Origin of the sequence: Nocardia sp. CC227C, assembly GCF_030767025.1 — a bacterium.
GTDB lineage: Bacteria > Actinomycetota > Actinomycetes > Mycobacteriales > Mycobacteriaceae > Nocardia.
Genome location: NZ_JASITE010000012.1, coordinates 245,798 through 252,796, shown reverse-complemented (window position 1 = coordinate 252,796; position 6,999 = coordinate 245,798). Strand labels below are relative to the sequence as shown.

The window sequence follows — 6,999 nt, the reverse complement described above, 5'->3', positions numbered from 1 at the left end:
CGGCCTCACCACCGACCCGCGCCTTCTCGCTGGTCGGCTCGGATGCGAAGTGACACCGGATCGGCTACGTAACCCAACGATCGCCGAAGCTGGCGTTCGCCGGTGGAGACGGTCGCGGCTACCTGATCGCCAACAGTTTCTACTGGTACAAGGCGTGTGCGTAGTGGTCGATACCCTCTCTGGACACCATCACGCGTGGAAGCGATCCCGGATTCCTTCGGTGTGTGCGGGCCGTGCACTGTCGAATGCGGGCAGTCGTACGGCCCAGCCGCAGGGACCACATTCCGCGTCGGTTGTGGGCATCCCGGAGACGAGCCGATATCTGGATCGAAATGCAGGGGCGTAGCCGCCCGTCGATGGTGTGATTGCTACTCACTGTGGGTGCACTTGGCAGCCGAAACGGTGGGCAGCGATGGGAATTCAGGTGCGATTTTGCGTGCCATTTTGCGGCCGAAATGGTAGGAAGCCAAGGGCTTCAGCCGGAACCCATGGGACACGTTGGGACCGCGAAACAGCAGGTCAGGATAGGTAGAACCCCAAGATCGCCCGGTCAGCGCACGATCTTGGGGGTTCTACGAGATGATGAAGAAGGATTGAGCTGTTTCCTCAGCTCGAGCGGCCTGAGCAGTGGCCGTAGCGTCGCTGCGCCGTCGACCGGTTGCCGTCGCACGCCGCCATCTAGGGTGACGAGGAAGGCGCGTCAGTCCAATCAGGCAGGCGTGTCGCGAGGGCCTCGGTGCCCGGCCCGGTGGTGTGCGCGAAACCCGCTGGGCGGCCGGTGATCACGAGCAGCAGCGCGAGGCTGGGGCGCAGACTGGCCGCGCAGATCGCCGCGGACGGCGGTCGGCTCACCGAACTGGCCGAGCGGGCCCGGATCACCAAGCGGACGGCGAGCTTCCTGGTGGACCAGTTGGAGAAGGCCGGATATGTGGAGCGGGTACCGGACCCGAACGACGGCCGCGCCAGACTGGTGCGGCTGTCCGCACGGGGGCGGGAGATGGCGGATTTCGCCAATGGCGTCGCCGCGCGGGTGGAGAACGAATGGGCCGCGCATCTCGGTGTCCGGCGGATGCGGCAGTTGCGGGAGAGTCTCGAACGGCTGCGCGAGATCACCGATCCCTATGCGTGAGCGCGTCCGGGATCGAGTCGGGTGACCGCGAGCGGGCGGGTTCGCGCGAGGTGGTGGATCGGCCTTGTCCCCTGTAGCCGATTCGTCCTATGTACGATGCTTAGCCTGCCCTAATTTGCGGTGTCCGCTCGCTACCACCGAGCGATCCTGATGAGAGGTCCCCGATGATCCGGAGCCCCCGCCGAACAGTCGTATCGGCCGTTGTCGCAATCCTGTCCACCGGCCTACTCGCCGGCTGCGGCGCCTCGGAGCCGGTCGATGACCCGGCGGCCGCGTCCGCCGCCGAGGGGACGGTGACCTACCCGTTGACGATCGAGAACTGCGGGCGGCAACAGACTTTCGATCGGGTACCGGCGCGGGTGGTGTCCCTGGACCAGGGGTCGACCGAGATCCTGCTCTCGCTCGGGCTGGCCGACAAGATCGTGGGTACCGCGTCGTGGACCGACCCGGTCCGGGAGAACCTGGCCGAGGCCAATGCCGAGGTGCCGCGGTTGGCCGACAACGCCCCGTCCTACGAAGCCGTGCTCGGCACCGACCCGGACCTGGTCACCGCGTCGTTCGGCCGGCACTTCAAGCGGGAGGGCGGTGTCGCCACCCGGGAGCGTTTCGCCGAGACCGGCACCGAGACCTATCTGTCTCCGACCGACTGTGAGGACGGCCGGTCGATCAACGCCGGCGGCAAACGCACCCGGCCGCTCACCATGGACGCGCTCTATCAGGAGATCACCGAGCTGGCGCAGATCTTCGACGTGCCCGAACGGGGTGCGCGACTGGTGCGGGACCTGAAGCAGCGCACCGACGCCGCCCTCGAGAAGGCGCGGGCCGGCGGGCAGACCGTCGGCTTCTGGTTCGCCGACACCAGGAGCCCGTACTTCGCCGGTGGGCTGGGCTCGGCGAACCTGTTGGCCACCACGGTGGGAATGACGAACGTCTTCGCCGACGTGGCCGACGACTGGCCCGCCACGAGCTGGGAGGCGGTGGTCGACCGCAACCCGGACATCCTGGTGCTCGGCGATCTCGCCCGCACCCGCTTCCCGGGTGACCGTCTGGACGACAAGAAGGCATTCCTGGAGTCCGACCCGGTTACCGGCGCTCTGGCCGCGGTGCAGGGCAAGCGGTACATCGCATTGCACGGTGCCGAGCTGAATCCGTCGATCCGCGCCGTGGACGGCATCGAGAAGCTCGTCGACGGCCTCGCCCAGCTGCCGCCGCGGTGACCACGCTCGATCGCGGCGGCCGCGTCACCGCCCACCGCCGCGCCGTCGGTCCCGCCCTGGTGCTGCTCGGCGGCACGCTGCTGGTGCTGTCGGTGATCGTCGCCGTGACCCTGGGCACCGCGGACATCTCCCTGGTCAACGTGCGCGACATCCTGACCAATCACCTGGGCCTGACCGATATCCCGGTCCGGCTCACCGAGGACGCCATCGTCTGGGAGGATCGGCTGCCCCGCTCGCTGGTCGCCGCGGCGTGTGGCGCCGGCCTCGCGGTGTGCGGTGTGGTGCTGCAATCTCTGCTGCGCAATCCACTGGCGGATCCCTTCCTGCTGGGTATCTCCTCCGGCGCCTCCACCGGCGCGGTGATCATCGGAGTGCTCGGCCTGGGCGGCGCGGTGCTCGGCATGTCCGGCGGCGCGTTCCTCGGCGCTCTGCTCGCCTTCGCCCTGGTGCTGCTGTTGGCGCGCGGGTCAGGGGGCAGCAATGAACGGGTGATCCTCGCCGGAGTGGCCATGACACAGCTGTTCTCCGCGCTGACCTCCTTCGTGATCTTCGCCTTCGCCGACTCCGACGAGACGAGGGGTGTGATGTTCTGGCTGCTCGGCTCGCTGGAGGGCGTGCGCTGGGACGATGTGTGGCTGACCGGCGCGGTGGCGGTCGTCGGCGTGATCGTCTGCGCGGTGCTGGCCTTCGTGCTGGACGCCTTCACCTTCGGAGACGATGTGGCCGCCTCGCTCGGCATGCCGGTGCCGTGGGTGCGGGGTGGGCTGCTGGTGCTCACCTCGCTGATCACCGCCGCGCTGGTGAGCGTGGCCGGCGCGATCGGCTTCGTGGGGCTGGTTCTCCCGCACGCCGCCCGATTTCTGGTCGGACCCGGACACGGTCGCCTGGTGCCGGTGGCCGCGATCTTCGGAGCCGTCTTCCTGGTGTGGGTCGACGCGCTCTCGCGGGTTGCGTTCGCGCCCACACCGCTGCCGGTGGGTGTCGGCACCGCGTTGATCGGCGTCCCGGTGTTCGTGTTCATCATGTTCCGACGGAGGGCGGTCGCATGACACTCCACGCCGACAGCGTGACCTGGGATCGAGGCGGGGCGATCGTCGTCGACTCGGTCAGCGTGCATCCCGAGCCCGGGCAGACGGTGGGCCTGCTGGGGCCGAACGGTTCGGGCAAGTCCTCGCTGCTGCGGCTGCTCGCCGGACTGGCCGCGCCGACCGCCGGCACCGTCGGACTCGACGGCCGTGACCTGCGTCGGATCGGTCGGCGGGAGGTGGCGCGCGCGGTGGCCGTGGTCTCGCAGCACGCGGACACCGATGTCGACGTCACGGTGCGGGATGTGGTGCGGTTGGGGCGGATTCCGCATCGCGGCCTGTTCGACGCGGATCGTGAGGCCGATGATGCGGCGGTGGCCGCCGCGCTCGCGCACACCGGTCTCGAGGACAAGGCCGACCGGCTGTGGCACCGACTGTCCGGTGGTGAGCGCCAGCGTGTGCAGATCGCCCGGGCGCTGGCGCAGCAGCCCCGGGAACTCCTGCTCGACGAGCCCACCAACCACCTGGACATCCACCACCAGCTGGAGCTGATGGCACTGGTCGCGCGGCTGCCGCTGACCTCGATCGTCGCCCTGCACGATCTCAACCTGGCCGCCATGTTCTGCGATCACCTGATCGTGTTGCGCGGCGGCCGGGTCGTGGCGGCCGGGCCCGTGCGTGAGGTGCTCACCGCCGACCTGATCGGTGCGGTGTACCAGGTCCACGCCGAGGTCAGCGAGGCCGTCGACGGCGGACTGTACATCCGCTTCCTGCCCGCGGAAACCGCGGTGGAGGTGCGGTGACCGGTCTGGACCGTGGATCGCGCGTGACCGTGGTGAGCGGGTTTCGGGCGGCCGGTCCGGTGGTGCGTCTGCTGGTGTCGACCCAGTTGGCGTTCAATGTCGGATTCTTCATGGTGTTGCCCTACCTCGCGGTGCACCTGAGTGACGATCTGGCACAGGGTTCCGCGGTGATCGGCGCGGTGCTGGGCCTGCGGACGGTGTCACAGCAGGGGTTGTTCTTCGTCGGCGGGCTGCTGTCCGACCGGATCGGGGTGCGGCCGGTGGTGCTGCTGGGTTGTGCCTGCCGGGTGGTCGGATTCCTCGGGTTGGGGCTGTCCACGGGCCTGGTGGGGATCTGTGCGGGGGCGGCGCTCACCGGGTTCGCCGGAGCACTGTTCTCCCCGGCCGTGGAGGCCGCGCTCGCCCGGGCGGCGGTCGCACCCGTGAGCACCGCGACGGACCGCTCGCCCGAACCGCCCGACGGTGCGCGCTCGGCGCGGCTGGGCGCATTCGCCCTGTTCAACGCGTTCGGGCAAATGGGCACCTTCCTCGGCCCGCTGGTCGGTGCGGCCCTGCTGACAGTCGACTTCACCGCCGCCTGCCTGGTGGGTGCGGCGCTGTTCGTGCTGATCGGCTGCGCCCATCTGCGCTGGCTGCCCCGCGAACGGCCCGAACCGGCCGCTCGCCGCACCGGCGATACGGGGCCGGTGTCCGGGTGGCGCGAGGTGCTGGCCAACCGCCCGTTCCTGGCCTTCGCCGTGGTGATGAGCGTCCAGCTGATCGGTTACAACCAGCTCTATCTGCTGCTGCCGCTGCAGGTGGAACGGGCGTGGGGATCGGCGGCACCGCTGAGCGTGCTCTTCGCGGCGGCGTCGCTGCTGGTGGTCTTCGGGCAGCTGCCGGTCACGGCCGCTGTCGCCGGTCTGCGACCGGCAACCTGTCTGGCGGTGGGTCTGACCTCGATGGCCGCCGCGTTCGCCGTCGGGGCGGCCGGTGTGGCGGCGAACCTGCGCGGTGTGGCGGCCCTGGTCGTCCTGGTGGGATTCATCCTGCTGTTCACGGTGGGGCAGATGATCGCCACCCCCACCGCACGGGCGGTGATACCGGGCTTCGCCGGAGACCGCTGGCTGGGGGCCTACTACGGGTTCTTCGCATCGATCGCCGGGCTGGCGGTATTGCCCGCGGTGACCGCCACCGGTCTGCTGTCCGACCTCCTGCCGACAACGGGATTCGCCGCCGCCGCGCCGTGGCTGCTCATGAGCGGAGCTTTCGCCCTGGCCGTGCCGCCCACGCTGCGGCGCGTCTCCCGACCGGCGACGATTCCCTCGGCCGGGACTACGACGAACTCGTGACGAGGGCCGACGGCCGCCGCGCTCAGCGCGGCGGCCGGAGCATGGCCCAGTGGGGCGAGCCGTCCTCCGGCAGTCGGACGTGGCCGATCGTCTCGAATCCGAGCGATTCGTAGAACGGCACGTTCGTCGGGTCCTGGGTCTCCAGGAAGGCCGGGACATGCTCGGTGTCCGCGGCGGCCAGGCCCGGGGCGATGACGGCCCGGCCCAGACCGCGGCCGCGGTGGTCGGGGTGCACGCCGACGACGGCCAAGCCCCAGACGGGCTCGGCGGGGCGGTGCGCCTCGATCACCGGGCCGTCCATCGCGACCACGGCGGCGCGGCTGCCGCTGACGTCCTCGAAGTCCGCGGCGAGGTCCGCGAAGACGCTGAGCGAGCTTCGCGCGGGTGGTCGACGATCGGTCCGGCGACGTTCAGACCGTTCGCACGGGCTGGGGGTCCGCGGGTGGCCGCGGTGGCGGGAGATCGGTGTCCGGATCGCCGTCGCCGGGGCCGAAGTCCTCGGCCAGCCGACGGCGGCGCCGCGCCAGCCACTGCTGGAACTGCGCCCAGCGGGTCTGCCGGGCGGGCCAGAATTCCTGCACGCTGGCGTTGAACTCCGCGCCCAGGATCACCGCGAAGCCGAGGGAGAAGGTGAACAGCAGGAAGGCGATCGGGGTGGCGAGCGCGCCGTAGCTGATGCCGGTGCGGGTGACCCAGGTCAGGTAGCGGCGCAGGCCCTCACTGGCGGCCATGAAGAACACCCCGGCCACCAGCGCGCCGCCGAAGAGCCGGTGCCACGGCAGGGTGCGGTGCAGGGCCAGTTTGTACAGGGTGGTCAATCCCACAATGAGCAGTAGCGCCGTGCCCGGGTAGTAGAAACTGTCGACCAGCCGCAGCCCGGGTTCGCGCCAGCTCTCCGGCAGTGCGCGGCCCACCAGGGCCGGTCCCAGCGCGACCAGCGGCAGGATGAGCACCGAGGCCACCAGGAAGCCCGCGTACAGCAGCAGCGCGAACAGCCGCTGCCACACCGGATGTCGGGCATCGGCCTGACCGTGCGCGGCGGTGATGGCGTCCACGAAGGTGGCCATGGCCGAGGAACCCGCCCACAGCGAGAGCACGAAGCCGAAGGACACCACCCCGCCGTGGCCGCGCAACAGCACGTCGTTGACCGTCGGCGCGATGAGATCGTCGACCACGCTGGGGCTGAACAGCTTCCGGCTGAAGCTGATCACCTTGGATTCCACGATCTGGACGGTGTCGGGGCCGAACCAGCCGCCCACGTAGCCGAGGCTGCCGAGCAGGCCCAGCAGCAGCGGGGCCAGCGACAGCGTCTGCCAGAACGCCGCCGCGGCGGATTTGGCGAAAATCGAGTCGTCCCACGCCTTCACGGCCACATGGGCGACGAGTTCCCAGATCCGGCGCACGGCGGCGGCGACACGCACGAGCACGCCACTCGGTGCGGCGGATGTCGCAGAAGGGCCAGCGCGTTCGTTCATGGTGGTTACAGCATCGCCC

The 6,999-nt window shown here is 70.0% G+C and carries 7 protein-coding genes; 5 read left to right on the top strand and 2 right to left on the bottom strand.

The features are described 5' to 3' along the window. Positions 1-778: 778 nt before the first annotated feature. The 5 genes from QMO76_RS24505 to QMO76_RS24485 all read left to right on the top strand — a co-directional run bounded on the left by QMO76_RS24505 (position 779) and on the right by QMO76_RS24485 (position 5,505). Entirely contained in the window at positions 779-1,129 is a 351-nt protein-coding gene (locus QMO76_RS24505) for a MarR family winged helix-turn-helix transcriptional regulator (RefSeq protein ID WP_306363666.1), read from the top strand. Positions 1,130-1,293: 164 nt separating this feature from the next. Further along, positions 1,294-2,346, top strand: coding sequence for an ABC transporter substrate-binding protein (locus tag QMO76_RS24500; RefSeq protein ID WP_306363665.1), 1,053 nt, complete (start codon positions 1,294-1,296; stop codon positions 2,344-2,346). Positions 2,347-2,429: 83 nt separating this feature from the next. Further along, positions 2,430-3,395 (top strand): iron ABC transporter permease, encoded by a 966-nt coding sequence (locus QMO76_RS24495; protein WP_306363679.1) that lies wholly within the window; start codon positions 2,430-2,432, stop codon positions 3,393-3,395. After that, positions 3,392-4,174, top strand: a complete 783-nt coding sequence (locus QMO76_RS24490; protein WP_306363664.1) for an ABC transporter ATP-binding protein — start codon at positions 3,392-3,394, stop codon at positions 4,172-4,174. The genes QMO76_RS24495 and QMO76_RS24490 overlap by 4 nt, the downstream gene beginning before the upstream one ends. Beyond that, positions 4,171-5,505 (top strand): MFS transporter, encoded by a 1,335-nt coding sequence (locus QMO76_RS24485; RefSeq protein WP_306363663.1) that lies wholly within the window; start codon positions 4,171-4,173, stop codon positions 5,503-5,505. The genes QMO76_RS24490 and QMO76_RS24485 overlap by 4 nt, the downstream gene beginning before the upstream one ends. A 22-nt stretch (positions 5,506-5,527) precedes the next feature. Here the strand turns inward: QMO76_RS24485 and QMO76_RS24480 are convergent, their stop codons facing one another. Both QMO76_RS24480 and QMO76_RS24475 read right to left on the bottom strand, forming a co-directional pair. After that, a complete protein-coding gene (locus QMO76_RS24480) occupies positions 5,528-5,806 on the bottom strand; it encodes a GNAT family N-acetyltransferase (RefSeq protein ID WP_306363678.1) in 279 nt (92 codons plus the stop codon). A gap of 109 nt (positions 5,807-5,915) precedes the next feature. Continuing rightward, positions 5,916-6,980 (bottom strand): YihY/virulence factor BrkB family protein, encoded by a 1,065-nt coding sequence (locus QMO76_RS24475; RefSeq protein ID WP_306363662.1) that lies wholly within the window; start codon positions 6,978-6,980, stop codon positions 5,916-5,918. Between the last annotated feature and the right edge of the window lie 19 nt (positions 6,981-6,999).